Here is a 26895-nt window from a genome sequence, read left to right on the forward strand (position 1 = left end):
CAATCACCCGGAAAAATAAGTTGCATTCGTCGATGCACATACAAGAGCTATGGTTATTACAAAGAGCATGACAGCAGAAGCTGTTATGGAAAGAAGCAGCTTGTGCCCCTTAGCGATATCAGAGATACAGGAGACGATCCTCTTATCACAGACCGGCTGTAAGAGGGCTGCCACACATTTATAAAGAAGCATCAAAACCACCAGCTTTATTAGGGGAATGGCAGCAATTATTAAAAGTATGACAATTCCAGCTGCACCAATGGTGTTTTTTATTACAACACCGGAACCAAGAACCATCTGGGATACGGAGCCTATGCTATTTCCAATTCCCGGAATAGCTCCCGCCAGTTTCTGAATGGCCCCGGTCTTCATGGAATCTACGTATGGGAGTACCATGCCCTGTATAATCTGGAACCCTAAAACAACCCCAATCATGGTCTTTACGCTCCAGGAGATAATCTGCTCCAGGAGCTCTGTCATCTTAGAGAGCATGTCTTCCTTTGCAATATGACCTGCCATGACAAGAAGAGCGTAGACTTTAATCAGGCTTAATAGGACCTGTCCTAAGAGCCACTGTGCTGCCGCAATTACAAACAGGGTAAATCCATAGGAAGCTGCCGCTGCCGTGCTTCCTCCTGCAAATGCCACCGCCAGGAAATAGGCGGGAAGCAGGGCTTTCATAAATCCCAGAATCTGGCCAATGACATCTCCCGCAATGGAGACACTGGTAAAGAAGCTGGCCGCCAGATAAGTAAACAATAGAAGATATGTAACAAAAAATCCGGTTTCTGAAATCTGACTTCCGGAAAATACACTGGAGAAATTGGAAAATACTGCTCCAATGATGCCAAGTATGATAATCTGTCCCATCATGTGCCCATTGGTTTTAATTTCGCCCAGCAAAAGCTCCTTAATGGCATTTCCTACTTGTCCCATTACCTGATCAAGCTTTCCATTCATCAGATCGAACATCAGCTGTTTAAAGGAAAGGTTAAGACCCTTTGTCCCATTTCTTCCGTCCAGAAACTTTTGAATGTCAGATAAATCGTATTGATCCAGATCCAGGTTGTCCGTCCCCGGGTCTCCTTCTTTATATTCTTTCTGGGAATTTATATCTGCGCCTAGGCAGCTCATGGGAAAAGCCAGAAGATATAAAAAGCAAACAAGGAAAAAAGTGATTCGTTTCATGGCCTTTCTCCCTTCTGTTATGATACAAATGTCTGGAGCGTTTCAATAAGCGCCAATAAGATTGGCATGCTGACTGCCAGTACTGAAAGCTTTCCAAATATTTCAATCTGCGTTCCAATGGCCCCATAGCCCGCATCCTTGCAGATGCCTGCGGCAAATTCTGCGATGTAGGTGATGCCGATCATTTTTATCAGGGTGGACAGATAGATGTTGTTGATCTTTATATAGTTCTGGATCTCTTTCATGGTATCCAGTATGGAGGTAAGCTTTCCCATACCATAGAAGAAGATAAGTAAGCCTGCCGCCATGACCACATAGGTCCCATATTCCACCTTAAGTCCTTTTAAAGAGACTGCCATTATAACCGCGATAATTCCGGTTACGGCAATGGTTACTACCGTCATGCGCTCACCTACAATGCAAACAGATTTTTGATAGATTCAAACAACTGGTATATGTAAGGTACAAGCCAGAACAGCACCAGGACCAGCCCCGCAAGGCTTGTTAAGAATGCCTGCTCTTCCCGTCCGCTATGCTTTAAGACCTGACATATGACGGAAACCAGAATTCCAACTGCTGCAATTTTAAATATCAAATTGACCCCCATGCCATCCTCCTTAATACATTACGATTGTAAGGAATAGTCCGCCCATGATTCCCAGAGTGGTATAAAGGCGGCTCTTTTCCTGCTTATGTTTTCTTAAATAATCAATGGTTAAGTCAAGCTGCTCTAAGTACAAAAGAATGTTCCTCTCCTGCATATCCATATCAAGATAACCCAGATGCTCTCCCAGTCCTTTTAAATGCTGTTTGTCCTCTTTGGACAGGCAGACTTCTTTTGGAAGGTGATCAATCTCTTCCTGCCAGACCGTATAAAATGGTTCTGCCTGCTGTCTCATCAGCCTCTCTGCCACTGCTACAAAAAGATCCCCCAGCCCTCCTCCAGCCTTTTTCCCAGTCCGTTCAAAGGCTTCTGTCAGGGGAGAATTGGCGTATACAATTTCTCCTTTTAATAGAAGAATCATCTTTTTTAAGGTCTCCATTGTTTTTAGATGTTCCCCCCACTGAGCTGCCATGTAACAGCCGAGTCCTGATGAGGATACGATGACAAGTACGGCACCCAATAGCTTTATATACATTCTATCCATATGCCCACTCCTGCCTGTCCCACAGCTTTCCTACGGGCTGTACCGGGGCTTTATAAAGCTGGGTCCCTCTGGAATCGTAGATCTGATCAATGTTTCCGATCCTTCCCTGGCTGTTCAGGATAATATACCGTTCAAAGGTCCTCTCCTCCACCAGCTTTCGTAGAACCGGTTTTTGCCTGATGTCTTCAATGGAACTGCCGTGTACTGTGGCAATGAGCTTGCAGCCGCAATTCATTACATATTCCATGGCCTCTAAATCTTCCCTGCTGCCGATTTCATCCACTGCTATGACCCTGGGCGACATGGTTCGAATGAGCATCATCATTCCTTTTGCCTTGGGACAGCAATCTAAAATATCCGTTCGGATTCCAAGTTCATTTTGTGGCACGCCCTGGAAGCAGGCGCCGATTTCTGACCGCTCATCGACCACTCCCACCGTCAGTCCCGGGTGATCTTTATACCCATTGGATATCTGGCGGATCAAATCTCTTAGGAGGGTTGTCTTCCCGCACCTTGGAGGGGATATGATAAGAGTATGGCAGATATCATTACCTCCCTCATATACATAGGGAAGAACTGGCTGGGCACAGCCCTTGACCTGATGAGACAGTCGTACGTTGATAAAGGATATGTACTTCATGGTCTTGATTCCTGTTTCGTCTAATATGGTCTTTCCTGCGATCCCGATTCTGTGGCCGCCCTGTATGGTTATGAATCCCTGCTTCATCTCTTCTTCAAAGGCGTACAGGGAATGATTGCTCATGTATTCCATGGTCTCTTTCAGCTCATTTTTAGAGGCAGTATAAGCTTCTGTCCTCTCCTTGCTTAAAGCTCCGCTGTAGGCCACATAGAACTCCTCATTGCGGTAAACCATTAAAAGAGGGCCTGCCGCCCGGAGCCTTATCTCCTGAACCTCGTTAAAGTCCACGGAAACCCGGTTAAGAATCTCTCTTATGTTCCTGGAAAATATGTTAATAAGCTCGTCTTTCCTCTCCACCATCATCCCTCCTCTTACCTCAATATATGTAAAGAGGGACAAATTATGCTGAAAAAATAAAAGGCCCCATCTTTCCATGAAAGACAGGACCTCTTCACGATATTTTAACTTCTCTGCAAATGGTGTTACCACATAGCAGATTCATCACAAAGTTTGTTACTTCCCCCTTAAAACTTCCCCCTTAATAAACTCTATAACACCCCCCTAACGCCAGTAATGCAAAGAAATACAGGCAATTGTCATAATATCTCCGGTTGCCCTTTCTAAGTGGAGTATTCCAAAAACGGTGGACCCATTCCCTTTTATATTTGCCATTGGAGGCCAGGGAAGCCTGGGCGTTGGTTGCAATGATCGCAATGGGGTGAAGAGACGTTACTCCCTCTACCCTCGTACCGTCTATGAGATACACTCCGTTTACATCCCCCCTCTCACTAAAAAAGCACTGAAGCTTATCCGCGATCTCAGGGGCCCAGTCATCCGTTGAAAACCAGAGATGGTCCAGGCCAATGTTAGCGATAGTGCGGTAAGCATCGCTGTAATACCAGTCATGTCTGTCTTTTGAATCAGGCATCCAGTTCCTGGGAGTGCCATCGTAATCTGCATACTCCCCACAGAGACCGGTTGCCGGGTGGCAGGCTTTCTTTAAGTATTTCCGACTCTCCTTAGCTGCTTTTTTCCAGAATTTACGATCTTCCTCATACGACCACAACGAGAATAATTCATAAAAATGCGGCAGATGATAGGACGGATCGGTAAAATCACAATCAGTGATAAATTTTATCAGATAGTTATCTAAATTCCACATGGGCTTTCCATCGCCCTTTTTTTCTCCTTTATGAAGGCAGGAACGCAGAATGTCCTTTGCCTCTTTGGAATAACAAAAGATTCCTTCCCCATCTCCCCATCGATGGGAGGCAAAAAACAGTGACATGGCAAAGTATTCTTCCCCATCTGGTGCCGGTCCCCATGAATTCTTTGTCCCGTCTGTTTTACAGGACCAGGCAAAATACCCGGCATTTTCCCCTTTATCCATATACATATAAGTTTTTGACCATTTCCATATACGGTCAAACTCTTCCTTACGGTCCATCTGTACGCACATCATCATGGCGTAAGACATCCCTTCGGTCCGTACATCATGATTCCCCGTATCCTCAACGTATCCCATGTCAGTACCTGCCGGATGATAGATCCGCTCTCCCTTAGACCCATAGAACATGGTCTGAAAGGCGGAATCAATTCTTCTTCTGATTTCATCCTCGCCGTAGCCGCATTCTAAAAATACGTTTGGATAACTCTTCCTTCTCATACTGTTACCTCCTTATTCTTTGACTCCTCCAATGGTAAGGCCAGTAACAAAGTACCTCTGTAAGAATGGATAGAGGCAGACGATGGGAAGCATAGTAAGTATGGTCGCCGCAGCTCGGACGGATGTTGGAGTTACGGTTCCCACCGCATTTTTCATGGATTCTACTGAAGTGCTTTGATTGGTCACCGAGGATAATAGCTTCATTAACTCGTACTGTAACGTAGTCAGATTCGAGTTCATCCTGTTGTATAACATGGCATCAAACCAGGAATTCCAATGCCCCACGGCACAAAATAATGCGACTGTGGCATAGACCGGTTTGCATAGCGGAGAAATGATTTTTGTAAATATAATCATATCTCCAGCTCCATCTAATTGGGCAGATTCCTCAAAGCTGTCTGGTATCCCCACCATAAACGTACGGATTACAAGCATATAAAAGGCACTTATCATTCCTGGAATAATATATACCAGAAAGTTGTTGGTAAGACCAAGTCCTTTGTATAAAAGAAAGGTGGGTATCAAACCTCCGTTTACATACATGGTAATCACCCAGAACAAGGATAGCTGTTTTTTTAAGATAAAACGCTTCCGGCTTACGATATAAGCGAGGATAGCATTGGCCCCCAGTGCCGTAAGAGTTCCTATTACGGTTCTTCCTACAGTGACATAGGCACCTACCAGCAAATTCTTCTTATGTAATACGGTGTTAAAATTCTTAAGAGTCCACATCCTGGGCCATAAATACAATCCACCTCGCAAGGAATCGGTTCCATTATTAAAGGCTATGACCAAGGTATTCCAAACCGGATAAAGGGTTATGATTACGAATAAAATCATAAAAACCCCATTTAAGAAAACAAAAACTTTATCGCCTACTGATGTTTTTTTACGTGTTGCTGCTTTTTTCATCATGCCTGACCTCCTTAGAATAAGCGCTCTTCTCCAGCTCGTTTGGCCATCCCATTCGCTATTAATATGATGACAATACTAACAACGCTTTTGAATACTCCTGCCGCTGTACCCAAGGAATAATCGCCCTGGCTGATGCCCCATTTCAGAACATAGATATCTATGGTCTGGGAGACGCTTTGTACAAGCCCGTTTCCTAAAAGATACTGTACCTCAAAGCCGGCATTTAAAACATTTCCTGCATTCATCAAAAGGAGAATGATAATGGTTGGCTTGATTCCGGGCAGTGTAATGTACTTAATTCTTGCCCATCTTCCGGCTCCGTCAATGGCGGCCGCCTCATAAAGATTTGTGTCAATGGCAACAATCGCGGCCAAATAGATAATGGCATTCCAGCCTGTTTCCTTCCACACATTGGCAAAGGCCACAATCCCCCAGAAATACTTTGGGTGTGCGAAAAAGTTAAGAGGCTCCTTTAATACATGTAAGCGTAATAGAATATCATTTACAATTCCTGTTCCGGCAAGAGCGTCATGCAGGATACCAGTAACAATAATCCAGGATAAAAAGTGGGGCAGATAAGATATGGTCTGAACTACTTTTTTTCCACCCTGGGATTTTAACTCATTTAATAGGATTGCAAATACAATGGCTGCAACAAAGGTTACAACCAGGTTAATCACTCCCATTGCCAGAGTATTTCTAATTACACGAAGAAATCCATCGTCTATAAACAGCTGTTTAAACTTACCAAGTCCTATGAACTGGGAATGAAAAAATCCATCCTTTGGCTTGTAATTTTCAAATGCCATCAGCCAGCCTGCCAGGGGCAGATAACAGAATATAAATCCATAGATCACAAAAACCAAAGACCATAACAACAGCACTTTTTGTCTTTTTATTTCTTTCCAGTTAATTTTTCCAGTTCTTCCTTTCACAACAGATGTCATGGTATCACCCCTTTACTGAAAAACAGGCAGATGCAGTTTAGGGACAAATTGCTCTGCCTGTTCATACACTTTTATTGTGCTGCTTTTTCTGCGAGTTCGATTCTTCGATCTACTTCCGGCTGTACTTCATCTAAAAAGGCCTTAGGATTACAGGATTCATAAACCTTCATATATTCCTTCCATCCCTCTTCAAAATCAGGAGCCATTACCACCTTTGGCAGGTACTCCTGCTTGATTTCACGCATCTTGGTCCAAGCGGTTCCACCTGGTGTAGCAGTTGTCATGGTGCCCACAAAGGTATAAATTGGATACCACGGTCCTGGAATCTCATTTCTTCCTACCATATCTATGTAGTTTTTGCAATTGTAAGCTTCTAAGCACTCCTGAACATTCTTTGGCAGACTGCTTAAAAATTCATTGGGCTGCTGCTCAGGCTTATTTGCATTAAGGTTATCCTGGCTCATTCCTGAATAGGTAGGGAAATAGGAATAAGTACACATATGAGAAGCTTTGTATGCAGTGTTAGTAACCTGCATACGGATTTCAGGAGTCCGGTAGAATAAACCATCTTTATCTACCAAATAATCCACATCTTTTACGCCCCAGTTTCTAAGATTAATGATTTCCTGGTTTAATAAATCATCAATAAACTTCATTGCTCCTTCTACATCCTTGCAGTCTTTGGTGATGGAAATACCAGACCCTACATTTACAGTGTCTCCTGAGGTATGCCATCTGCTTTTCACACCCTCTTTTATGGTAATTGGAAGTGGAACGTAATTGCATCCCAAATCTTCAAGTCCCTGCTGCTTTAAGGCGTCATTAACAGTTCCATAGAAGTCCCACCACTGATCGATCATTCCAAGTACACGGCCGGTGGATAATTTTGCAATGTATTCATCGTATTTCTGAGTGAAGGATTCGGGATCAACAATTCCCTTTTTAAATTCTTCATTCAGCTTATTAAAATAAATCTTTGCTGTTGGTGTGGTATTGTAATCAATTACCTTTTTTGTCTCTGGATCTACGATACAGCTTCCATCATTGGCATATCCGTCCAGGAACAGTGGAGCATTCTCCAGACAGAAATATCTCCAGTCATCACACAGGATGGTGTATGGAATATTCTTAGTTCCATTTGGCATGGTAGGATTAGCTTCCTGATAACGCTCAATCAAGTCAAAATATTGATCCATGGTGGTAATCTTTGGATAGCCTGCCCATTTCAGTACGCGGGTCTGAATCCAGAAGGCTTCGTCGTTATGGGTTGTCTCCATCTCTTTCCCATAGCTGTTGTTAAACTGAGGAATCCAATAGATATGTCCATCTGCCTGACGCAGGCTTTCCCATTCTGTTTTGGTGAAAAAATTCTTTATATTTGGATATTTGTCTATGTAATCATCAAGGGCTACCAAGGCTCCTGCTTCATAGAGCTGGCTGGTTCCTTCACTTCCGCAGATAAAATCAGGATAATCTCCTCCTGCGATTAAGGTACCAACCGCTTCCTTAGCAGTCTGTCCGGTCAGCCATGTTTCTTTTACCTTAACTCCTGTAATTTCAGCAATCTTTTGCTGAATCTCATTATCATCATTGATCTCATTGCCGGGTACTGCAATGAAATACGTAAACTCCTTTACTCCCCCATTATCCTTTGCTGCATTCCCGCCTTTTGATGACGCTCCCTTCGAGCACCCCGAAAGAGTTGTCATTAACACGGCACCAACTAAAAGCAGAGCTGTAATCTGTTTCCTTTTCAAAGCTTTTTCCTCCCTTTTTGTTTTATATTTGTTTTATACTAATAGTTTACTTGAAAGTCCCGTTTTCTCAACTGGAGAAAGCATATAAGAAAACAGGGCAAATTATATATGTGATATACATGATTCGCCCTGTTTCGTTCTAATGTCTGGCCCCTTTTCTAAACTTTGACGGGGTACAACCCTTTACGGAGATAAACCGGTTCACAAAGTAATCCAGGTCGTGATACCCCACTTCCTCCGCGATCTGATAGATTTTATCATCGGTCCTAAGGAGCCGGACCGCCGCCTGCTCAATGCGGCAGTTGTTTAAGTAATCCTTAAAGGACATGCCGTATTTTTTCCGGAACAGCTGTCCTAAGTAAGCGCTGTTTAAGTAGTATTTGTTGCTGTATTCCCGTAAGGTCAGATTTTTTCCATAATTTTTCCGGATGTCTTTCTCTACTTCATAGAGGATATCTTTTGACAGGTGTTTTCGCAGCTGTTCCAAATAGGCTGCATATTCACAGGATAGCCGGGTCAAATGCTCTTTGCCTCCTCTTAGCATCTCTCCCTCAAAGGAATTCTCACTGATGAACCGCATGATTTCCTCCTGATTGACATAGCTGTCCTGTTCGGAGGCCAGGTGAATCAGTTGAAACAGGAGATAATTGATGTTTAAATTGACCGTATCCATGGTAAACCTCATATGGTTCATCTCTTCAAACAGCTTTTCTACGCATTCCCCGATTCTTCCCTTTGCATTCTGTTCCACAGCAAGGAGTAAGTCGTCCAGATATTGTTTGCATAATACAATGCCATTGTTATTGACCTGTACCTCTTTTTCATAAAAATAGATGCGCCGCTTTTTCCGGAATGCCTGAAAGGAGCGGAGAATCCTTGCGGCCCCATAGGAATTTGATATTTTAGAAATATCCCCCACCTTTTTTCCTACCAGCATAACCACAGGAAGATTCATTGCCTCGTATAAATAGTCCCGGAACGCTTCCAAATATTCTTTTTGCGTCTGCTTCTTTTCTTTTGCCATATAATCGCAGTAGATAAATCCGATATCATAGCTTTTTTCATGGCTGGTCACATCAAAAATACAGTGATTTCCATCCTCTTTTAAAAACTCCAGGCACGCAGCGTAAAGCTTTCTTTGCTGGTTCCTTTTTTCCTCGTCCATTAATTCTTCCATCTGACCGATGTTGTCTATTTCGATATCAACGTAACTGATGCCTTCTGACCACCTCATATGCTCCCTGATGTAATCCAGATTGATCTGATCGTATTTTCCAAAGATGAGAGAAATCATGTTCCTTGCAAGATACGCCTTTTCCATCTTCTGAGTGTTCTGTTTTTGTGTCTTACTTCCCTGGCTCTGATAATTTAACCGATGCAGGACGCGAAGCAGCTCTTCCTTAACCACTGGCTTTAGTATGTAGTCAAAGCAGTCATTGCGGATTGCCTGCTGGGCAAAGTTAAAATCACTGAAGCCACTTAAAATAATAAAATAAGCGTCTGAGATTTTCTCTTTTCTTATGACCTCTAATAGCTCCAGTCCTGACATCACAGGCATCTTAATGTCTGCTACGATTAAATCTACCTGTTGTTCCTTTAGGTAGCTTAAAGCCTCCATTCCATTAGCAGCTGTCTTTACGATCTCATAACCTTCTTCTTCCCAATCGATTAAAACCTTTAATCCCTGTACGATAAATGGCTCATCATCTACTAATAAAACACGAAACATAACTACTCCCCCCATTATTTCGTTAGATTTGATACCGGTATTTTTATAGTTACCATGGTGGAAATTCCAGCTTCGCTTTCCACATCAAAGGATACCTGATTGTCCGTGGCCATCTTAAGGCGCAGACAGGCATTTAAGATGCCGACCCCTTTTTTATCCTTTAATTTGTCAATGCTGGCATGTTCCATCTTGTATTTCAGCTCGTTTAAAAATGTCTCCTCGATTCCTTCTCCTGTATCCTCAATTTCCATATAAAACAGCTCATCTTTTAAATAAATGCGGACAAAAATCCAGCCTTCTGTGGTTTTGCTTTCTATCCCGTGAACACATGCATTTTCTGCAAAGGTGACGATAGTAAGCTTTGGAACCCGGTAATTCAGGCATTCCTCCATAATCTCCAGCTTATAAGAAAGCCGGTCCCCAAACCGGTATTTCTGCAGCTGTAAATAAGCCTCTACAAATGAAATCTCTTCCTTTACGGTGATGAAATCCGTTCCCCAATCGAAATTCTGCCGCTCCATCATGGCAAGTTTTTCTACCATGCAGGCTGTTTCTTTTTCATTTTTTAAAAGGCTGTGCATACGAATGCTTTCCAGTGCATTAAAGAGAAAATGAGGATTGATCTGACTGTGAAGGGCTAAAAGCTCTGCATTCTGTCTCTCAATATCCATCTCCTGCTCTCGTAAACGGTCGATATAAACCGTTTGAATCAAGTCGTTAATGGTGGTCACCATCCGATTGTAATTGCGCATAACAATTCCGATTTCATCCTCTCCTCTTGCATTCTTTATTTCCATCAGCTTTTCATCGTCAATCCGTTTAAAGGCCTCGCTCAGTTCCTTTAACCGTTCCGTAAAGGACTGACTGATCATTTTCGTAAAGACCCACGGCAAAATGGTGTTAATGCATATAAGCAATGCAATGAGAGGCATGTTGTTCATAATCTGGTTTATTGTCTGTATCTTTGGCTTTAATACATAGACTTTAAGTTCTGTCCCATAGGATGTGAAGGTGGTTTCATAGCCAACCTGCTTTTGTAAGTCAAAGGTATCGAACTCATTCCATTGACCGAAATGCCCCTGATTTGACAGTATGATCTTATCATTCCAGCAAACATAGACCGGTGCATCATAATTCATCTTTACAAAGCTTTGTGCCATGCCGCTGTAATCCAGATCCATTTTGACAATCTTTTCGCAGCCATCCCTTCGATAAAAATTAAGTCTTCTTATAAATGAAATTCTTCTCCTGGTATCTACCAAGGGAATGTTGCTGTCATCGTAATAAATACATAGGATTCCATCCTGGTCCGAGGCGCTTAGCTTCCGATACCATTCCTGATTCTTAACCGTGGACAATCTTCTAAATTCCCCTCCGCTAATGATGGTGGGGTTGTCCGCATACATGGTGATTTTAGATGCCGTAGTACCGATGCTGCTTTCAAACAGGGAATCCTTCATAAATGCCTGATAGCCCAAGTAATAATCAAGTCCTGATTCAAACTGCTTATCCAGGAATTGATTGACGTACTTGTTCATATAGATTTTTTTGGTGGTGCCTGCTGCCTCTTCCACGTCATAGAAGAAGTTATATTTGACTGCGCTTGCTATGCCTTCCATCCCTTTTTGCATGGAAGCATGTTCCGATGCTATGAATATGTAGATAATCGCACTGTCCGTAATGATGAGAGGAAGTAACACGCAATACACATAAAGAAATTTCAACTTTTTCTTTAATTGGTAATCATCTAATCTGCTCCTAATACTTTTCCATAACCGCCCCATGGTTACCCCCTGTTATATTTTGTCCCTTTGTTTATACTCATTATACGGGACAAACACTTAATATCCTCCTGACAAACTATATATATATGCCCGATAAACTTTTGATATCCGGGGAAAGATATAAAAAGCGCATCAGGCTCCTGACATAAAACCTGCTGCGCTCTCTTTTATTCGCTTAAAATTCTTCTTATGGACTGGATGGGCATAAAATCTACATTGGATACTTTAATGCCATCCTCAGGTCCGCTTGCATGGATGAGCTTATAGTCTCCTCCATAAATTCCGATATGGCCTATGTACGAAATCAGATCACCTGGTTTTGCATTTTCTATTCCATTTACCTCAATTCCTGCTTTTCCCTGCTCCCCTGAGGTTCTGGGCAGGTTGACTCCAAACTGCTTATAGACACTCAGTACAAACCCGGAGCAGTCCGCTCCTTCCGTCAGGCTTGTCCCTCCATACACATAAGGATTCCCAAGAAACTGTCTGGCGTAGGCGGCTACCTCCTGTCCCTTTCCTGAAACAAGGCCTGACGGCATACCAATACCTGGTCCTTTACTGCTGCCAGATGGGCCTGTGGGACCTGCCAAAGCCTCAAACGGCATAGGCGGTACTATGGTAATGTTCTGAGTCTTTAACGTATCAGCCTTTGCCGGAACGCTTCCTGCAGAGATCATAAAAAGACTTAATATGAATGCTTTGACCAATAATTTCTTTCGCATATATCTCTCCCTGTCTGATGTGTTTTATAATCCCATCTCCACGGCTTCTTCCAGAAGAAAGCGGTGGTATGTTACATGATTTTCATGAAACTTTAAATAATACCTGTAATAATCAAAGGATGCGTCTTCAAAAAATATAATATAATCGCACTCCTCCTGGTCTGATGATTTGCAGATGATTCTACCCTTGGAATAGTTTCCAAATACGCTTAGGATATCATCCAGTGTGGTACCCGGCTTTTCCACCGCCTTAATAAATTCTCTTAAAAATCCGTTATCCTCCACATTCCGATATACGTATTCCACGCCTTCGGGAGATATCTCAAAACAAAACCGTTCCTGGCTTTTTGTAATCCTTACGCTTTGAAGCCTGTCCTTTGTATATTCCTTAAAGCCTTCCATAAAGGCCTTTATCTCTTCTTTTGATTCTCCATCTATCTTTACTGCTCTTATGAGAGCCTTTTCCGGATAATAAAACCGAATGGCTTCTCTTTCGTATCCTAATTTAATCTGAACTTCCTTGATTGAATTAATGAGCATCTGTTCTAAAAAAGCATACTGCATGTCTCTTCTCCCAACCTGGTGCCTGTCCTTTTTAGGCAGCATCTACTCCTATTATAGTCAATTATTACCATACCAGTCAAGTCCGTTCTGCTATAGGTGGAGCCTTCGGATGATTTTATAAATAATGGCACCTTCCATGACTAAGGGCTGGGAATGGGCAAAAAAGACGATTCCTTCTGCGGGAGCTAAAATATGGCTGATGACCTCTCCTTCAAAAGGATCGAGAATCTCTGCAAGGACATCTCCCCGTCTTACCTCCTGTCCCGGTTGAAAGCAGGGACGGTAAATACCAGCCTGATCTGTCCTTACACTTGCCAGATCGTTCTCATGAAGTACCGTGGCAATGTAACCGCTGTGGCCTGGATAACGGATCATCCCCATTCTTGTTAAGAAGCGGAGTACAGATGCCGCTGCAAGCTTTGCTGATTCTTCGTCAATCTGATCTGTACTGCTTGTGTAAACAGAGAATGCATTGGTCCCATTTATCTGCCAGTTATAATTAAGGGTCACCTTATCAATTGGCTTTGCTTCCCGTATGAGCACATAGGGTAAGCCAAACAAATTGGCAAGGCTTGGATTTTGTACCCCTGTGTCCATCATTCTTACATGGGGAATAAAATCTCCCGGCATATAAAAGCTGGTAAACTGAATGCCATAGCTGTATTCTTTCACCGCCTCAAAAACTCCTGCTGCAATCCGCTTTGTAGTTTCCCCTTTCATCTCTCCTGGGAACATACGGTTGATGTCGGAATCATCGGTGGGCCAGAATCTTTTTCCTACATTCATGGACGCTGTATTTATGGTGGGGATTACCACGATCTCGTTGCCCTTAACAATGGCGCCTCGCTCCTCCAGTTCTTTTAGCTGGCGGATGAGCTGGGAGCATATATAGAGCTGCTGAACTTCATTCCCCCGGCATGCTCCCATGATACAGACGGACTTGTCTCCCTTTCCAAAGTGATAGCCGTAGATGTCCATATGATCCCGGTAGAGGTTGCTCACCGTAAAAATGGCTTCTTTTCTCATTCCTCTTCCCCTCCTAACACCCTGGCCAGCAGGGAACCGGTGGAAACCACCGGGTATTCTCTTAAGGTGAAAACAAGACCGGAGATAGGGGATACCACTTCCTCCATGATCGTTCCGTCCAAAGGATTTAAGATCTGGCCCATTGGCTGGCCTTCTTTTACCACTCCCAGATGCTCTACAAAAGGCATGAAGATTCCAGCCTTTTCTGCATGGACCAGACCAAGCTTTCTGTTTAAGGATATCATAGGTTCCTTTGGAATAATGGTATCTCCTGTCCACATGCCAAGCTCCTTCATCAGACAGAAGATGCCCTCCGTAATTTGATGCCCGTAGCTTCTGGTGATCCGCATTCCAACTCCCATCTCTACCACAAAGGTAGGAACACCGATGCTGTTTAAGCCATGGGAAAGAGTGGACTCCAGCACCGGAGCACTTTCATGAATCCACACAAGGTCCACGTTCATCTTTTTTGCATAGGAAAGCAAAGCCTCTGCCCGGCTTCCGCTCATTCTTATCTGAGGAATCTCTCTTAAGAATATATTGCTTGCATGAAGGTCCACACAGAAATCAGAGCCTTCTATATCTGCCATGATCCGGGAAGCGATATGCTCTGTCACAGCACCTTCCTCATCTCCTGGAAAAATACGGTTCATATCAATATCAAAGCCCGGCACTCCCCTGGTAACGGAATCTACCCCAAGAGGATTGAGGGCTGGATAAATATCTACAATTCCTTTTAAATGCTCTTTCTTTTCCCCAAGAAGCCGGTTTAGTTCATAGCAGACAAACTGCCCTTCCAGCTCATCACCATGAACTCCGGTGACAACGCTTAACCGCTTCTCATCTCCTGAAAGCTTGTCCGGCGCGATTCTGTTTTTATATATATTCCAGTTCTCTCCTACAGGAAGCCCTACGGACACTACCTTTTCTATCATTCATCCACACCCTAACATTTCTATATTCTCATAAACAGCAATCATCTCCCTTAAAATGCGGGTGATGTACCTTCTAAAAAAAGGCAACGTATGCCCAAAGTGGCGCCGCTGCCTAAGAAATAATATACCGTTTTTTTAAGTATTTGTCAATGAAGCCTGGTCCTCTAGAAGAATCTGAAGCACCATGAAGTCTCTGACTTTGCTTTTATGGGACAGGGGTTTTCCATTGGATCGGACATATCCATTTTCACACCATCTCTTTGCATGGCTTCTGGAAATGGAAAACTGCCGGACCAGCAGGGCATCCAATCTCAAATCGAATCCGGCAGGTATCCGTAATTCCACTTCCATGATCCCCTCTATGTTGCAGGTGCATTCCATCTCCTTATGGATTACCTGGTATTCGATGCAGTTCTGTGACATTTCAGCTTTATTCTTCGTAAAAATCTCTTTGTCATTGCCATATTTCACTGCCAGTTCTTTGGAATTCCTTAAAAATCCTTTGTATTCTTCCTTATTCACCCGCCCTGCTTCTATCCGCTCCAGTACCGTCAGATTATAGGTGGTATCGCAGCATTCACAACGGAAGATCAGCCAAATATCAAGATGACTTCCATTGGCATTGACCCGGAATCTACCGCTGTTTTTAAATTCCTTTTTTTCTTTGCACCTGGAACAGTTTTTTAAGATGGACGGCAGCTCTTTCGGCACAATAGTCCACTGGTTCCGTAAATTCTGATTCATAAGCTCCTCCAATCAGCGTATCATTTACGGATTACTCTACCATGGCTGTCCTCCTGCTCCCACCTCATACTCGTTTCTGGAGTAAAATGGAGAGTATTGTTTTTATAAATTGGGGCTTATGTCCTAATCGATTGCACAAAAAAAAGGCAGAGCACCATCTCATCTTTGATGCTTTGCCTTTTCCATATTTCTTCTTTCCTGCAGCACGATTCTCTGAATGCTTTTCTCCGATAGGTAATATCGTTCTGCAAGGACACTGACGCAGGTGCCGGATGCGTAATCCCGAAAGATTGAACGATCACGCCGGCATCTCTCTTCTCTGGCACCGGTTCCCTCTCCCCAGGTCCTTTTGTTTTCCTGTTTTCTTGGAATATAAATATATTCCCCGTCTATATACTTCTGGATCATTTCCACCAGTTCCTCTGGCATGATCTCACTTGCTTTCTGATAGCGCATCGCTGCCTCCCAAACATATTTTTCTGTCCGGAATAGCAAAGGCTATACAATTACTCAATTCACTGCATAACCTGTGCTATGCAGTCTTCTTGGGTTCCATCATAGAATAATCGCCTCCTCTTTTTTGTATCTATGGGCATTGATTGGTTCCATTGTACCATAGGAGGGGATAGATGAACACCTCAAATTTGAGGCAGAACTAAGTTTGGGGCAGGATTTTAGCTCTTAATGGTAACTCCAAGATATCTGGAAAGCTCTGCTGCCTGATATAAATCAACAACAGCTCCACTTATCTCCTTGGCATCATCAGAAAGAATCAAACCTTTAATATTGCTGGTGGTAAAGTCGGTTCCTCTTAGCAGGGTTTTAAAAAAGCTGGCTCTCTCTAAGTCCGCCCCATTCCAGATGACATCCTTAAAATGGCACTGGGTCAAAAAGCTGCCCCGCAGCTGGCTTTCCAAAAAGTGGACATGCTCCAGCTTAGAGGAATCAAAATTTGCATAATCAAGGTTACAGTTTGTAACTTTCATGTGAAGAATGGTGCTCCCCCCAAATATGGCCCCCATTCCTTTGCAGTGACTCAGCTCCGTCCGGTTAAAATAGCTGTCTGTAAATACACTGTTTGAAACATCACAGGAGCGAAAGACCACATCGTTAAATTCTCCCCGCAAAAAACTGCAGTCCTGAAAGCTGCAATTTTCAAATATAACGGAGTAAAAGCGCATATGAGAAAGCTCTTCCCCTGTCATATGAATATTTTTAATGAGCGTGTGTCTGACCGCTTCTTCCTCCTCTTTTTGAAGAAAAAGCTGGTCAGCCTCTTCATACACCCATTCCATTTCTCCATTTAAAATGGGCGCAAGTAATTTCTGGGCCATGGATTATGGTTCTCCTTCCCTGTTTTCCTGCTTTTATTATGCCATAATGAGGGGAGGGGGACAACCCTTTGGTCGTAATCTTTTTATTCATGAAAATGAAATTTATCCACTTCTTCTTGCAGATTTCCTGCCAGCTGGGATAGTTCTTCACTGGATGACGAAAATTCCTCAGCCGCTGCGGAATTGGTCTGCACCACACTGGATATCTCCTCCATGCCCTGGGTAATCTGATGAATGGCATCTGCCTGCTCTGCCGTCGCTTTTGTTATTTTATTAACAAATCGTTCTACCTCTTCTGCCCCTTTTACCGCTTCTGCCAGGATTTTGGCTTCCCTATCTGCAATCGTGCTTCCTTTTTCCACTGCGCTCAGGGAATTTTCGATTAAAATGGCAGTACTTTTTGAGGCTTCCGAGGCTTTAAGTGCCAGACTCTGTACCTCTCCGGCTACCACTCCAAAGCCTTTTCCAAACTCTCCCGCATGGGTCGCCTCTACGGCTGCATTGAGAGACAGAATCTTTGTCTGATATGCTATGTCTTCAATGGTCTTTATGATTTTTTTTATTTCTCTAGAGCTTACTTTGATTTCTGCCATGGCCTTTAACATTTCCTCCATCTGCTCGCTTCCTTTCATGATTTGATGTCCGGTGTCTGAGACTCTTTGAGCCGCTTCCTTTGCATTTAAGGCATTCTCTTCTGACTGAAGGGATATTTCGCCAATTCCAGCCGCCTGCTCTTCCATGGAAGCGGCCTGTTCCGCTGCCCCCTGAGCCAGGGCCTGGGCACCGGCTGATACCTGCTCTGCACTTGCAAAAAGCTGCATAGAGGAACGGTTCATCTCTTTTAAGGAATGGGTTAAGGTGCTGTTTAATTTACGGATGGATAAAAGAATCTCCCTAAATTCTCCCTGGTAGCTTTCTTCTGCCTGGGTATCCTGATTGAAATTGCCGTCTGCCATTTCTCCTAAAAGGTACTGGATATCGGATAGCATGAGTTTTAAGTGATGGGACATTGTATCAAAGGTCTCTGCCAATGCTCCTATTTCATCACCGGAGCGGTAGGTAACTTCTATTTCAAAATTCCCCACAGATATTCCCGTTGCAGCGTCCACAACTGTTTTTAGTGGATTTAGGAGACGTCTTAATACCATGGGAAATACGATGAGAAGCATTACAAGAGCTGCGGCACATACAAGGCTTAGAAACAGCACCGTTTCATTGACCGACTGGTTCATATCCTTTACGGTTATGGTGGAAAGAGACCACCAGGTATCATTACCTGCATGAATGGGGTAGAAGAAACGCATGACTTGGGTTCCATCCTGCCTTACCGTTTTCAACTGAAAGGCATTTCCATTTCTCAGCATGGACTGGACCTTTGCATAATCATCTTCTAAAGGAATAAATTCCTGAAGGCTTTTTCCCATGTTTGCGGCGTCCTGGCTGTGGTACACGATCTTTTGATTGCTGTCGAAGATGGAAGCGTACATGGAAGGGTATCTGTCCGTGGCTGCATCTACCTTTTTAAAATTCTCCAGGTTGATTTCTGCTACACTGACGCCTTTTAGCCGGTTCTTATAAAAAAAGGGTACACCATAGGCAACCACAGTATTACCAGCTTCTTTCATAGGTTCTGTTACATGAGGGATACCGTATATGGCTGGAGTGTGATAGTATTCCTGAGTGGAGTACTGGTCGTATTCTCCATATGCTTCCGGCTCGCCGGATTGGCTTTTCTTGCCTGCATAGATTCCGTAGTCTCTTAGATTGGGCTGAAACTGATAGGGCTCAAACAGAACAATCATGCTTTCTATATCTGGATTGCCTGCTACTGTGTTTCTAAGGGATTCACTTAAGTATCTTTCTGCGTCCCTTGCGATTGGGGTAAGGGTCTTATGATAGAACTGGCTTTCCAACTGTTTGACGTAGGTATCTGGTCCAGTAGGAATGACCGCCTGCATTGGTGTTTCTTCTGCAGACTCATAGGATCTTTCCATGTACTGCTTTACATTTCCTGCTGCCTTGTCGGCTTCATCAAAAATCTGCTGGATCTGAATGCCGTTCATCTTTGCTTTGGTGTTCAATTCTCCCATTACGGTTTGAGATATGGCTCTTCGGGATAACACAGCTGTCATGGTAATTAGAAGTACAAAAACGGCCAGTAGAATGATTCCCAGAATGAAAGACAGCTTTCGTGACAGATTTAATTTCTTTCCCATATTCCTTCCCCTTTGAATCCCAGATAAGGGATATTTGCATTGTGCTTGACCAGTTTGTTCAGGCTATGCAGACGTTCCATTGATTTTGGACGCGAAAAGGCCTGTATTCATATTACTTTAGGATATTCTAGGGGGAATTGAGTTGTTACGGGAGTGGGAAAGCTAACTCATAAAAAATGAGCAGGACTCTCTTTTTTAGAAAGTTCTGCTCGCCAGTATCTTTGATTATTTTTTTGTGCTTACTTAAACATACCTAAGTGTAAAAACGGTTTTAAATACAAAAGGTGTACAGAGTATTAATTAAATACATTTCTGTATAGCTTTCTATAATTAATAAGTTTACATTTTAAGAACTCGTTCCTGAAATTCTTCTTTACTTCCTATAATTTCATAAGGTTCGTATTCGCCATATGCGCTAGGGCGACTGATTGTCACTAGTTGTATGCCATTATGTCCGATTTGCTGTTGAAGATTTTCAGCGAAGTCAGCCAGTGCTTTTCCGTGCCTGGTTTTCACTGCAATACAACCATTTTCTTCAAATTTCTTTGCTACTAGATAGCACATGCTTTAACACCTCCTCAAAATCATGTTCATTTAATATTCTACCACATACCATTCTTACCCCCTCTGGAGTATTACTGTTTATAAGAGTGTTATAATCATCTACTAGCATTCTAAAGCCTAATATATCATTAAATACCTTTTCCACCTGCATTTCAGGATAATATTTATCATACTTTCGTAAGCAAGAATCCAAGCTTTTAATTCTATAATCCAGGTCCACTTCGTCCAATGTCTCTATCTCGGTATAATAACGAATCATAGTTCTGACTTCATCAAATAATTCTTCTTTACTGAATTTTCTAAGACTATTTTTTAAATTTTTACCGAAAGAACTTTTGTAAGAAATTTCATTTAGAATATTTATAGATAATCCGTTTTTCTCCAATTCATTTAACAAAATAGTCCCCCTATGCTCATATGTTACTTAAAATGTCTCTTCCGCATGTTCTTAAAATAATATCAATCACTTTTTTATAGCCAATTAAATATTCCTTTAGAATTAACCCTTACTTATGATAAGGCTCCCCACAAATAATCCGGTAGCTGCGGTAAACCTGTTCCAGTAGTATTACCCGCATCAGCTGATGAGGAAATGTCATCCTTGAAAAGCTAAGCTTATAATCAGCCCGCTTTAGTACCGCATCTGACAGCCCAAGGGAACCGCCGATGACAAATACAATCTGGCTGGTTCCTCCGATTCCAAGAGAGTCAATTTTCTCAGATAGCTTGACGGAATCCAGCATCTCTCCTTCAATGGCAAGGGCGATCACATAAGCGCCGTCTTTGATTGAACCAAGGATCCGCTCCCCTTCTTTTTCCTTAATCTGGCGTTCCAGCACCTCGCCGGCATGATCCGGTGTTTTTTCATCCGGCAGCTGAATGATATCCAGCTTGCAGTAGCGGCTCAGTCTCTTCGTATATTCTGAAATGGCGTCGGTGTAAAACTTTTCCTTGATCTTTCCGACTGTGACCAAAGTTATCTTCATGTAACTCTCCTATCCATCAAGCTCCTTTTTCATCATGGCGATGAGAAGCTTTGTTACGTCTCTTACTGTTTTTTTCTCTCCGTTTTGTACCTTTCGGACTACTTTTCCATCCGGTTTTACGCTGATATGATATATGATTCTTAAAAACTCCTCGGCTTCTTCCCAGGCTTCCCGGCTTTCTGGAATCAGGTCAAGGCCCATCTGGAATACATGGAACATGCCATCGTATACGGAAAGGCGGTGCTTGACTCCTGCTGCTTTCAGCTTTTCTGCGATGGAAAGGGTATCACTTAAAAGGACCTCATAGCTTCCAGCCTGTAAAAGAACAGGAGGAAACTGGCTGAATTCGCCAAACAGAGGGGAAATGTAAGGATCAGCTGGGTCGTTTTCTCCCACATAGGAAGAATCGTAAAGCATGTTTCTGGTGGAATTTCCAAACAGAGGGTCTATCTCATAGTTGGTCTTATAGCTTTCTCCGCTGTTTGTTAAATCCGTCCAGGCAGACATGGCGATGTAGCCGCCGGGGAGAGGCATATTGTGATCCTTTAAATAAAGACCAAGGGCAAGACCTAAGCCGCCGCCCGCTGAATCTCCTGCAATTACGATGTTGGCAGGGTCGTACTTTTTCTCCTCTATCAGCCATTGGTAAGCAAACAGGGCATCCTTAAGAGCGGCAGGATAAGGATTTTCCGGTGCTACCCGGTAGTCCGGAGTCAGTACATCCCCTCCATAGCTGATTTTGGAATAACGGACGGCAAATCTCCGGTAAATGTTCTTCATGGGACCAATGTAACCGCCGCCGTGAAGCTGTAAGATGACACGGCCGGTAAAGACACCTACTGGCCTTAAATATTCCATTTTGGAATTCTCATTTTCTATGATTTCATATTCATAGCCAGCCGGACAGACCCAGGCAGGTTCTACGGGATTGCGTCTTAATTCCCCGGTCTGTATGGGCTCTTTTAAGGATGTTTCCATAACGTTTTGCATCATTTCTCTCACCAGATTTCCTCTTACGCTTACATTTTTTCTTCTCAAAGCTATGAAAGCTCCTTTCTGCCCTTATATATGAAACCGCCGCTTTAATTCATTTTTCACGCTCCGGTCACCAAGTAAAATGGTGACAGCAAGGAGTATAACCGTCAATGTGACAGCGACTATGGTAAGGGGCGGTCTGGTAATCAGGCCCGCTGCCCAAAAGATCAAAGGGATAAAGCTGAATACGGTGATAGCAATCTGATACATGAAATAGCTTTGCCAGTTCATTCGGTTTACCAGAATCAGGAAAACTACGGATAAATCTGCAAACAGAATGGTACTGGGAATTCCGTAATTCACAGACCAGCCGCTGTAGCCGTTGGAATAATCGATGGCCACCCACAACGCTTCTGCCGCCGCTGTCTGCATCAGAAGCTTAGCACCCAGATTGGAATGGTGCAATAAGGAATATCGAACCGTAATCACCGCATAAGCCATCAGGCCTATGGCAATGACAGACCACATGGAACCAGAATAAGTGGCATAATTAATGATTCCCAGAATAAATGACATAAAAATCATCAGACCATAGAAAACATTGGCAATCTGCTTCATCTTTTCCTGATCGTAACGAATCTGGGGATACATTCCCTTATCATCCCGCTTTTCGGGAACACCGTTGCTTTCCGTTTTTACCGGTACGCCTTCTGACTGTAAAAAGTCAAAGAAGCGGTCCTGGAGTCTGGTATCCTGGAACACAGAGGTAAAAGTGACCACTACCTCACCTCCATAGGAACAGACGGCGCATTTTACCGGCTGCCGGTTGGAGACTCCAATCAGCATATGAAACCGTTCTACGTCTTCCCTGTATTCTTCCAGCACATCAATAGGCCCGATATTTGACAGGGTCATGGTATAGGCTTTATCATTTTTCCGGAACACGTAGTTAATGGCTCCCCATTTCACGAAGAGGGGAACAACCCGCAGATACCATTTTTTCTCATTGGAAACATTATAGGAGATAACTTCCTCCATCCTTTCCTTTGTAATGTTATGATCCATCTGAGAGCTGACCGTTTTTAATATCTCCGGAAAGGTATGGTCTTTTCCGTCTGATAGATACTCAATCAGGGTAACTGCAAAAAAATTCGCCATGGTCTTGGAATCGAAAAAGGTTCTAAGATTAATGGGAATGCTGATTCCAATGGGAGCATGACTCGCTTTTTTCTCCAGAAATTCTTCATAGATAGACCAGATGAGAGCTGCCGTAAGAAACTTGGTAATACTGACATTGTAACGCTTTCCGGCCTCTTTAAGCTCCTTTAATCCCATATAGCCATGAAGGATATTTTCTTCATCAAGAGGAAGGGGCTCTCCTTTTATATGATAAGCACTTTTTGAGCTGTATTTGCGTTTTTCCGTCTTTTTGTAGTTTCTGACATAGCTGTCCTCCACATTCATGGAGATATCCGGGGATATCTTCTGGGAAAAGTTATGCTCTGATTTCCAGCCCTTCTTTAAATCCAGATACCGGTAGACTAAGGCCTTTAAAAAGTTCACGGCTCCCAGTCCGTCTGTAACTGCATGAAAAACCTCCAGATTAATCCGTCTGTCATAATAACTGACCCGGAATAAAAACTGGTGGCTGCTCCTTGGATCAATGTATTTACAGGGATAGGTGGTCTCCCTTTCGATGACAGGCATCCTCTTGTTATGTTCAAAATAATACCAGAAAAATCCTCTTCCCAGCCTGACAGAAAATCCCTCAAACTCAGGAAGGACCTCTTCTAAGGCTGTCTGGAGGGTTCCTGGATCTATCTCTTCTTTTAATGTAGCTGAAATGCGAAACACACTGCTTAAACTTTTGCTTGCTATAACGGGAAATATCTTTGCCGTATTATCAAGTCTTCTCCATCTCTCTCCCTGGGGACTTCGCTTCATCCAGTCTGTGCCTCTCTTCTCGTTCCATATGGACGGTATATAATATTGTTATCTTTTCCCATGATTTGGAAAAGACGGATTTCCCCGGTATGCGGCAGGAAATCCGTCTTATTATTCTACCCTAGACGCGGAAATAATAACCAACGCCCCATTTGGTATGCACATATTTCGGATCGCTTGGGCTAGGCTCTATCTTCTCTCTTAGACGGCGCACATGAACGTCAACGGTACGGACATCTCCGGTGTCCATGGCCTTATTCCCCCAAACAAACGTAAGAAGCTGTTCCCTGCTGTAGACCTTTCCAGGATTGCAGGTCAAAAGCTCTAACAGATCAAATTCCTTGGCGGTCAGATTAATCTCCTTATCGCCAATAAAAACACGTCTGCTGTCACGGTCCAGCTTTAAATCTCCTGCGGTAACAAGACGTCCTTCATCCTGACGATCCCGTCTGCCCTTTTTGGCATTCCGGCGCATGATTGCCTTGATTCTTGCCTTTACTTCCAGAATATTAAAAGGTTTCGTAATATAATCATCAGCCCCGTACTCCAGTCCAAGAATCTTATCCATATCGTTGCCCTTTGCTGTCAGCATAATTATGGGCATCTCGGAAAACTCTCTGATTGCCTGGCAGACCTCATAACCATCAAACTTCGGAAGCATGACATCAAGTAAGACCACGTCGTACTCCTTCTGTTTTGCCAGACTGATGGCTTCCTCTCCGTCATACGCACAATCGACGTCCATGCCATCCTGCTCCAGGCTGAATCTCATGCCCTTCACAATTAATTTTTCATCATCCACTACTAAAACACTTGCCATCTCACACCTCTGTCTTCTATCTTAAACCGTTATATCGTCTTTTATCTTTTGAAATGCTGCATCCTTGATCCCGGATATATTCATAATATCCTCGATCCGTTTAAATCCACCGTGGCTGTCCCGGTACTTTATGATGTCACCCGCTTTGGCTTCTCCGACACCTCTTAAAGTCATCAGTTCTTCCTTTGAGGCAGTGTTTATATTAAGCTTGGAATCTTTCTTTCCGGTTTCTCCTGAATTCGGATTTCCAGCGGTCACTGCTTCTTCTCTGCTTAAGACCACAATCTTCATGCCGTCTCTGATCCGTTCTGCCATATTCAAATGCTCCGGTGCTGCCTGGGGGGTGAAGCCTCCAGCCTTTTCCACGGCCTCAAATACTCTGCTTTCCTCTGAAAGCTGGTACACGCCAGGAAAAACCACCTCTCCGCAGATATGTATATAGCAGGGCAGACTCCCCTCAGCCAATGCATCTGAGAAACTGCTGCCCTTAGATTCTTCTGATATCTTTTCCTGGGAAACAGTGCCTGAGGTTTCTTCCATCTCTTTTGTTGACGGTGATAATTTGGTACTATCTGTCCGCTGATAGGAAAACCTGCTTACGGTATAGCATATGCCTGAAATTAAAATACATAAAACGAGTAAAATTAATTTCGCTTTCTTATATTTCATGATATCCCTCCTGTTACAAAATTTGGATAAAAAGGATACCATCTTCAGCCTATGTTATTATTCTACCGAAAGAAATACGTAAATACAAGCACTATTTCCAAATTAATTAAATATCATGATTCCGATGATAGCCACTACGGCACCGATCAGCTTTTTCCACTCAAATCCTACCTTTTCCACACCAAAGAGACCGAAAAGCTCAACGCCATAAGCCACGATGATCTGGGATACCACAATAACAAGGGCTGCTTTGGCAGGTCCTAAGGTACTCATGCTTCGAACGACCGTATAGGTGATGAACGCGCCGATGATACCTCCCACGAGCATGTATTTTGGATGCACATTAAGAAGGTCTGTAACATTCTCCCGGCCTGAAAAATACCATAACACCAGACAGGTCAAAAATGCAGTGAGCTGCACCCAGCCTGTAGACACCCACATGCTGGTCTGCTTGGTCACTCCTGTATTTAAGACTCCCTGGATGCTCATAAGTGCCCCTGAAATAAGGGCGATTATAAAGCCTGTCATAAATAACCTCCTTTGTTCCTGTTTTCTTTTTCTGCTATATACTAGGTTGTGCCTTATTTGCTTTTTTATGCAAATATTATCATTTGACACAACTTGACAAGGGATACCAATTGCGTTATACTCACAGCAACAAATAAATGTTCACACGCTAGGGGAGCCTCAGGCTGAGATTGGTCGTTACCTAACCCTCACTACTTGAACCGGTTAATACCGGCGTAAGGAAGCATCAGTAGTCCCCTCCTGCGCATATAAAAGGAGGTATTTTTATGTCTTTTTTTCTGAATTACTCCGCTGAGAATGCGGAATATATGCTGACCACGGCAGGATATACAGCTGTGATCCTGTTGTTAGCAGCAGTCTTTTTTGGTTTTCAGTTCTTTTCAAAGTCCCAGGATACAACGCCTCATGTAAAGACCCAGCGTATGGTTTACTGTGCAGGCGCCATGGCTCTTTCTCTTGTGACTTCCTTTATTAAGTTTGCCTCACTTCCATTTGGAGGCTCCATCACCCTGTTTTCCATGCTGTTTATCTGCCTCATTGGCTATGTCTTCGGATTAAGAACAGGAATCATGACTGGGGTTGCTTATGGAATTTTGCAGTTTATCATGAATCCATATATATTCGCTCCCATTCAGGTGCTCCTTGATTATCCTCTGGCATTCGGTGCCCTTGGACTGTCTGGCTTGTTTCGCAATAAAAAGCATGGACTGGTGGCTGGATATATCACAGGCGTTATAGGACGATATCTCTTTCATGTAATCTCCGGTTACATATTTTTTGCTTCTTATGCACCGGAAGGTACCAATTCCATGATTTATACCCTGGTATATAACGCCACTTACATTCTCCCAGAGTTAATTGTAACCGTTATTATTCTTTATATGCCTCCTGTATTTAAGGCAATCACCCAGGTAAAGCGGCTGGCAGTAAGCGAATAAGCTTGATAAGAAGAAGGCGGCCTTTAAACCGTCCTCCAAACAACAGAACATAACATCTGACGTTTGGGGGACGGTTTTTTATGACAAAGAAATACTGTGCTCCTTTTCTGCCTCATCCTTAATTATTTTTCAACGACGTTTGATAGCTGCAATGCA

General features: G+C 43.2%; 28 protein-coding genes and 1 riboswitch. Of the genes, 1 reads left to right on the forward strand and 27 read right to left on the reverse strand.

Features of this window, described 5'->3' with window-relative positions:
• Positions 1–3: 3 nt before the first annotated feature.
• From OW255_RS16240 to OW255_RS16370, 27 genes are all read right to left on the reverse strand, one after another.
• Entirely contained in the window at positions 4–1188 is a 1185-nt protein-coding gene (locus OW255_RS16240) for a stage III sporulation protein AE (protein WP_024838700.1), read from the reverse strand.
• Between the two features lie 17 nt (positions 1189–1205).
• Positions 1206–1592 (reverse strand): stage III sporulation protein AD, encoded by a 387-nt coding sequence (gene spoIIIAD / locus OW255_RS16245; RefSeq protein ID WP_268114661.1) that lies wholly within the window; start codon positions 1590–1592, stop codon positions 1206–1208.
• An 8-nt stretch (positions 1593–1600) separates the two neighbouring features.
• On the reverse strand, positions 1601–1795 hold the full coding sequence (gene spoIIIAC / locus OW255_RS16250; protein ID WP_024838702.1) for a stage III sporulation protein AC: 195 nt from the start codon (positions 1793–1795) through the stop codon (positions 1601–1603).
• A gap of 10 nt (positions 1796–1805) precedes the next feature.
• Positions 1806–2327, reverse strand: a complete 522-nt coding sequence (locus OW255_RS16255; protein WP_024838703.1) for a stage III sporulation protein AB — start codon at positions 2325–2327, stop codon at positions 1806–1808.
• Position 2328: 1 nt separating this feature from the next.
• Positions 2329–3333 carry a stage III sporulation protein AA gene (gene spoIIIAA / locus OW255_RS16260; RefSeq protein WP_268116620.1) on the reverse strand — a complete coding sequence of 335 codons (1005 nt, stop codon included), beginning with the start codon at positions 3331–3333 and terminating at the stop codon, positions 2329–2331.
• A gap of 181 nt (positions 3334–3514) precedes the next feature.
• Positions 3515–4642 carry a glycosyl hydrolase family 8 gene (locus OW255_RS16265; RefSeq protein WP_024838705.1) on the reverse strand — a complete coding sequence of 376 codons (1128 nt, stop codon included), beginning with the start codon at positions 4640–4642 and terminating at the stop codon, positions 3515–3517.
• Between the two features lie 12 nt (positions 4643–4654).
• On the reverse strand, positions 4655–5554 hold the full coding sequence (locus tag OW255_RS16270) for a carbohydrate ABC transporter permease (RefSeq protein WP_268116621.1): 900 nt from the start codon (positions 5552–5554) through the stop codon (positions 4655–4657).
• A gap of 14 nt (positions 5555–5568) precedes the next feature.
• Positions 5569–6504 (reverse strand): ABC transporter permease, encoded by a 936-nt coding sequence (locus tag OW255_RS16275; RefSeq protein WP_268114662.1) that lies wholly within the window; start codon positions 6502–6504, stop codon positions 5569–5571.
• Between the two features lie 71 nt (positions 6505–6575).
• Entirely contained in the window at positions 6576–8261 is a 1686-nt protein-coding gene (locus OW255_RS16280) for an extracellular solute-binding protein (RefSeq protein ID WP_024838708.1), read from the reverse strand.
• Positions 8262–8400: 139 nt separating this feature from the next.
• Positions 8401–9990, reverse strand: coding sequence for a response regulator transcription factor (locus tag OW255_RS16285; RefSeq protein ID WP_024838709.1), 1590 nt, complete (start codon positions 9988–9990; stop codon positions 8401–8403).
• 14 nt (positions 9991–10004) lie between these two features.
• Positions 10005–11774, reverse strand: a complete 1770-nt coding sequence (locus OW255_RS16290) for a sensor histidine kinase (RefSeq protein ID WP_268114664.1) — start codon at positions 11772–11774, stop codon at positions 10005–10007.
• 167 nt (positions 11775–11941) lie between these two features.
• Entirely contained in the window at positions 11942–12496 is a 555-nt protein-coding gene (locus tag OW255_RS16295; RefSeq protein ID WP_024838711.1) for a C40 family peptidase, read from the reverse strand.
• Positions 12497–12520: 24 nt separating this feature from the next.
• Positions 12521–13060, reverse strand: coding sequence for a DUF3877 family protein (locus OW255_RS16300; protein ID WP_035318576.1), 540 nt, complete (start codon positions 13058–13060; stop codon positions 12521–12523).
• A gap of 90 nt (positions 13061–13150) precedes the next feature.
• Entirely contained in the window at positions 13151–14086 is a 936-nt protein-coding gene (locus OW255_RS16305) for a M14 family metallopeptidase (RefSeq protein WP_024838713.1), read from the reverse strand.
• Positions 14083–15021 carry a M14 family metallopeptidase gene (locus OW255_RS16310; protein WP_024838714.1) on the reverse strand — a complete coding sequence of 313 codons (939 nt, stop codon included), beginning with the start codon at positions 15019–15021 and terminating at the stop codon, positions 14083–14085. The genes OW255_RS16305 and OW255_RS16310 overlap by 4 nt, the downstream gene beginning before the upstream one ends.
• 135 nt (positions 15022–15156) lie before the next feature.
• Positions 15157–15765, reverse strand: a complete 609-nt coding sequence (locus OW255_RS16315; protein WP_268114665.1) for a DUF1062 domain-containing protein — start codon at positions 15763–15765, stop codon at positions 15157–15159.
• Positions 15766–15924: 159 nt separating this feature from the next.
• Positions 15925–16221, reverse strand: coding sequence for a CD3324 family protein (locus OW255_RS16320; protein ID WP_024838716.1), 297 nt, complete (start codon positions 16219–16221; stop codon positions 15925–15927).
• A 218-nt stretch (positions 16222–16439) separates the two neighbouring features.
• Entirely contained in the window at positions 16440–17099 is a 660-nt protein-coding gene (locus tag OW255_RS16325; RefSeq protein ID WP_268114666.1) for a pentapeptide repeat-containing protein, read from the reverse strand.
• 83 nt (positions 17100–17182) lie between these two features.
• Positions 17183–19315: a methyl-accepting chemotaxis protein gene (locus OW255_RS16330; protein ID WP_024838718.1), complete on the reverse strand. Its 2133-nt coding sequence runs from the start codon at positions 19313–19315 to the stop codon at positions 17183–17185.
• Positions 19316–19654: 339 nt separating this feature from the next.
• Positions 19655–19879, reverse strand: a complete 225-nt coding sequence (locus tag OW255_RS16335) for a DUF6718 family protein (RefSeq protein WP_268114667.1) — start codon at positions 19877–19879, stop codon at positions 19655–19657.
• The gene (locus tag OW255_RS16340) at positions 19851–20276 is read right to left on the reverse strand and encodes a nucleotidyltransferase family protein (protein WP_268114668.1); all 426 of its coding nucleotides are present in this window, start codon (positions 20274–20276) and stop codon (positions 19851–19853) included. Before OW255_RS16340 ends, OW255_RS16335 begins: the two co-directional genes overlap by 29 nt.
• Before the next feature lie 109 nt (positions 20277–20385).
• Entirely contained in the window at positions 20386–20865 is a 480-nt protein-coding gene (gene rlmH / locus OW255_RS16345) for a 23S rRNA (pseudouridine(1915)-N(3))-methyltransferase RlmH (protein ID WP_268114669.1), read from the reverse strand.
• A gap of 9 nt (positions 20866–20874) precedes the next feature.
• The gene (locus OW255_RS16350) at positions 20875–21903 is read right to left on the reverse strand and encodes an alpha/beta hydrolase (RefSeq protein WP_268114670.1); all 1029 of its coding nucleotides are present in this window, start codon (positions 21901–21903) and stop codon (positions 20875–20877) included.
• Between the two features lie 24 nt (positions 21904–21927).
• Positions 21928–23784 (reverse strand): DUF6320 domain-containing protein, encoded by a 1857-nt coding sequence (locus OW255_RS16355; RefSeq protein WP_268114671.1) that lies wholly within the window; start codon positions 23782–23784, stop codon positions 21928–21930.
• A 121-nt stretch (positions 23785–23905) separates the two neighbouring features.
• Complete coding sequence (locus OW255_RS16360; RefSeq protein WP_024838722.1) at positions 23906–24604, reverse strand: response regulator transcription factor; 699 nt, start codon at positions 24602–24604, stop codon at positions 23906–23908.
• Positions 24605–24625: 21 nt separating this feature from the next.
• On the reverse strand, positions 24626–25273 hold the full coding sequence (locus OW255_RS16365; protein ID WP_024838723.1) for a ComEA family DNA-binding protein: 648 nt from the start codon (positions 25271–25273) through the stop codon (positions 24626–24628).
• Between the two features lie 102 nt (positions 25274–25375).
• Complete coding sequence (locus tag OW255_RS16370; protein ID WP_024838724.1) at positions 25376–25801, reverse strand: DMT family transporter; 426 nt, start codon at positions 25799–25801, stop codon at positions 25376–25378.
• 140 nt (positions 25802–25941) lie between these two features.
• Positions 25942–26040, forward strand: a riboswitch (TPP riboswitch).
• A gap of 27 nt (positions 26041–26067) precedes the next feature.
• On the opposite strand from OW255_RS16370, the gene thiT reads away from it, so the two are divergent.
• Entirely contained in the window at positions 26068–26739 is a 672-nt protein-coding gene (gene thiT, locus OW255_RS16375) for an energy-coupled thiamine transporter ThiT (protein WP_024838725.1), read from the forward strand.
• Positions 26740–26895: the final 156 nt, after the last annotated feature.

The organism is Lacrimispora xylanolytica (assembly GCF_026723765.1).
In the GTDB taxonomy this organism is placed as follows: domain Bacteria; phylum Bacillota; class Clostridia; order Lachnospirales; family Lachnospiraceae; genus Lacrimispora; species Lacrimispora xylanolytica.

Excerpts from the sequence above, each read along its gene's own strand:
- OW255_RS16270 (WP_268116621.1), bottom strand. The coding sequence starts at position 5,554 with ATGAAAAAAGCAGCAACACGTAAAAAAACATCAGTAGGCGATAAAGTT.
- thiT (WP_024838725.1), top strand. The coding sequence starts at position 26,068 with ATGTCTTTTTTTCTGAATTACTCCGCTGAGAATGCGGAATATATGCTG.
- OW255_RS16240 (WP_024838700.1), bottom strand. The coding sequence starts at position 1,188 with ATGAAACGAATCACTTTTTTCCTTGTTTGCTTTTTATATCTTCTGGCT.
- OW255_RS16315 (WP_268114665.1), bottom strand. The coding sequence starts at position 15,765 with ATGAATCAGAATTTACGGAACCAGTGGACTATTGTGCCGAAAGAGCTG.
- OW255_RS16285 (WP_024838709.1), bottom strand. The coding sequence starts at position 9,990 with ATGTTTCGTGTTTTATTAGTAGATGATGAGCCATTTATCGTACAGGGA.
- OW255_RS16265 (WP_024838705.1), bottom strand. The coding sequence starts at position 4,642 with ATGAGAAGGAAGAGTTATCCAAACGTATTTTTAGAATGCGGCTACGGC.
- OW255_RS16320 (WP_024838716.1), bottom strand. The coding sequence starts at position 16,221 with ATGCGCTATCAGAAAGCAAGTGAGATCATGCCAGAGGAACTGGTGGAA.
- OW255_RS16305 (WP_024838713.1), bottom strand. The coding sequence starts at position 14,086 with ATGAGAAAAGAAGCCATTTTTACGGTGAGCAACCTCTACCGGGATCAT.
- OW255_RS16300 (WP_035318576.1), bottom strand. The coding sequence starts at position 13,060 with ATGCAGTATGCTTTTTTAGAACAGATGCTCATTAATTCAATCAAGGAA.
- spoIIIAD (WP_268114661.1), bottom strand. The coding sequence starts at position 1,592 with ATGACGGTAGTAACCATTGCCGTAACCGGAATTATCGCGGTTATAATG.
- rlmH (WP_268114669.1), bottom strand. The coding sequence starts at position 20,865 with ATGAAGATAACTTTGGTCACAGTCGGAAAGATCAAGGAAAAGTTTTAC.
- spoIIIAC (WP_024838702.1), bottom strand. The coding sequence starts at position 1,795 with ATGGGGGTCAATTTGATATTTAAAATTGCAGCAGTTGGAATTCTGGTT.
- OW255_RS16255 (WP_024838703.1), bottom strand. The coding sequence starts at position 2,327 with ATGTATATAAAGCTATTGGGTGCCGTACTTGTCATCGTATCCTCATCA.
- OW255_RS16295 (WP_024838711.1), bottom strand. The coding sequence starts at position 12,496 with ATGCGAAAGAAATTATTGGTCAAAGCATTCATATTAAGTCTTTTTATG.
- OW255_RS16290 (WP_268114664.1), bottom strand. The coding sequence starts at position 11,774 with ATGGGGCGGTTATGGAAAAGTATTAGGAGCAGATTAGATGATTACCAA.
- OW255_RS16365 (WP_024838723.1), bottom strand. The coding sequence starts at position 25,273 with ATGAAATATAAGAAAGCGAAATTAATTTTACTCGTTTTATGTATTTTA.
- OW255_RS16360 (WP_024838722.1), bottom strand. The coding sequence starts at position 24,604 with ATGGCAAGTGTTTTAGTAGTGGATGATGAAAAATTAATTGTGAAGGGC.
- OW255_RS16355 (WP_268114671.1), bottom strand. The coding sequence starts at position 23,784 with ATGAAGCGAAGTCCCCAGGGAGAGAGATGGAGAAGACTTGATAATACG.
- OW255_RS16330 (WP_024838718.1), bottom strand. The coding sequence starts at position 19,315 with ATGGGAAAGAAATTAAATCTGTCACGAAAGCTGTCTTTCATTCTGGGA.
- OW255_RS16325 (WP_268114666.1), bottom strand. The coding sequence starts at position 17,099 with ATGGCCCAGAAATTACTTGCGCCCATTTTAAATGGAGAAATGGAATGG.
- OW255_RS16370 (WP_024838724.1), bottom strand. The coding sequence starts at position 25,801 with ATGACAGGCTTTATAATCGCCCTTATTTCAGGGGCACTTATGAGCATC.
- OW255_RS16310 (WP_024838714.1), bottom strand. The coding sequence starts at position 15,021 with ATGATAGAAAAGGTAGTGTCCGTAGGGCTTCCTGTAGGAGAGAACTGG.
- OW255_RS16335 (WP_268114667.1), bottom strand. The coding sequence starts at position 19,879 with ATGTGCTATCTAGTAGCAAAGAAATTTGAAGAAAATGGTTGTATTGCA.
- OW255_RS16275 (WP_268114662.1), bottom strand. The coding sequence starts at position 6,504 with ATGACATCTGTTGTGAAAGGAAGAACTGGAAAAATTAACTGGAAAGAA.